Below are 1765 nucleotides of genomic sequence, written 5' to 3' on the forward strand. Positions count from 1 at the left end.
GGCCCGGCACCCGGTCGAGGCCCTGCGGACCCGCGGCCTGGACGAGGCGGCCGCGCGCCACGTCCGCGCCGCCGAGATCAGCGATGCGCGCGGGCGCGGTGGAGACGCGGCCGAGCAGTTCGTCCCAGCTGCCGTAGAACTCGAAGTCGGCGTTGACGGCGACCGCACAGGCCGTCAGGACCGCCACCTGTGTCACGCCGATGGCGGCCAGCCTGCCGAGCACCGCCACCGGTCCGCGACGTGCGAGGCGCGGCCACGTCCACACCGTCAGCCCCACGCACACCAGCGCGGCCAGCGCCGTCGCGTACGCCAGCGCCCGACTCGTCAGGCCCATGTTCGCCCACCTCTCGCACTCGCCAGGAACGGCCGACCGCCGTACGGCCAGCCTCCACCGGTGAAGAGCCCCCGACGGGGAGGCGGGTTTGCCGGTCCGCGGGTTCTTACCGTCCTCCTCCCCGGCTCTTACTCCACCGGTGACCTGCGCCCCTACGCTCATCGCCCGTGACCCTTGGGCCTGCCTGCAGGCGGAGGCGTTCGTGGTGCTGCCGCATCCCGCCGAACGGGTGCGGCAGTGGGCGGCTGGACGCCGTGGCGGCACCCCCGTGGCCCGCCCGGCGCACGCCACCAGTCCCTGAAGTGCGGCAGTTGCTCACCATCCCGTGAGCAGCAGATGGTTGAGGAGGAGCGCGAGGACGGCCTGGGCGGCGAGCCAGCCGCGCCGCTGCCGCCCGGGCAGCAGGGCCCCCGCCGCGAGCAGCCAGGTCGCGAACGGCAGCCAGATCCGCTCCGTCTCCGCCTTGCTCATCCCCGACAGGTCGGCCATCAGCAGGGCGAGCAGCGCTCCGGCGACCAGCAGCGCGAGCCGCCGCTGTCCATGGCGCACGGCGCCGGGCACCCGCCGCAGCCCCGCCACGGCGGCCGGACCCACGACCAGCACCGTGCAGGCGAGATTCGCCCACACCCAGTACCCGTACGGCCGGATGCCGGCGGCGCCCTCGTAATAGCGCTCCACCAACAAGTGGTAGGCCTGCCACCAGTCGAACCCGAGGAGCGCGAAGGCCCCCGGCGCGACGAGGGCGCCGAGCGCCATCAGGGGGAGCGGGCGCCGGGTCCGCGCCTGCAGCAGCACCGTCGCGACGACCACCGCGACGAGGACGAGCCCGTACGACAGATAGCAGGTCGCGCCGAACAGAAGTCCCGCCGCCACCGCGGCAGTTCGGCGCCTGCGGGTCGCGGCGAGCGCCGTGCAGGCCACCGCCCACGCGGCGACCGCCGTGAAGTACCCGTCGGCCGACGTGCCCACCCACACCGCGGCGGGTGCCAGCACCATGAAGGGTGCCGCGCCGCGCGCCGTCCCCTCGTCCGTCAGCGCCTTCACGGTCACGAGCACGGCGACGGCCGCCGAACAGCCCACGGTGATGACCCAGGCCCCGGCCCAACCGCCGCCGCCGAGCCCGACCCGGTCGAGGCCGACGAAGGTGAGCGTGGCGCCGGGCGGATGCCCCGCCACGTGCGCGGGCCAATGGTCCGGCGCGTGGAGAAGGATGTGACGGTGGAAGTCGCGCAGCGCCGCGGGGACGTCCCGGAAGCGGTCGATGACCGTCAGGTACTCGTACGACGTGGTGAGCCGCGCGGCGACGCCCCGGTGCCAGCCGTCGACGAGGGCCAGGGACCACGTCCACGCCATCGAGGCGCCCCACGCGCACGCCAGCAGCCCGCGCCACGGGAGCCGGGCCGCGAGCGGGGGCCCGTACGCGACGACGAG

At 75.2% G+C, this 1765-nt stretch carries 2 protein-coding genes and 1 pseudogene; 1 reads left to right on the forward strand and 2 read right to left on the reverse strand.

Annotated features, from left to right (window positions below; genetic code table 11):
• Positions 1-334: pseudogene (locus G3I40_RS46160) on the reverse strand (esterase); the annotation flags it as partial.
• A gap of 139 nt (positions 335-473) precedes the next feature.
• On the opposite strand from G3I40_RS46160, the gene G3I40_RS46165 reads away from it, so the two are divergent.
• Positions 474-635, forward strand: coding sequence for a hypothetical protein (locus tag G3I40_RS46165; RefSeq protein WP_164560759.1), 162 nt, complete (start codon positions 474-476; stop codon positions 633-635).
• A 14-nt stretch (positions 636-649) separates the two neighbouring features.
• Here G3I40_RS46165 and G3I40_RS46170 read toward each other — a convergent pair.
• Positions 650-1765: hypothetical protein (locus G3I40_RS46170; protein WP_164560760.1), on the reverse strand; the 1116-nt coding region annotated here is incomplete at its 5' end.

Source organism: Streptomyces sp. SID14478, from assembly GCF_010548525.1.
GTDB lineage: Bacteria > Actinomycetota > Actinomycetes > Streptomycetales > Streptomycetaceae > Streptomyces.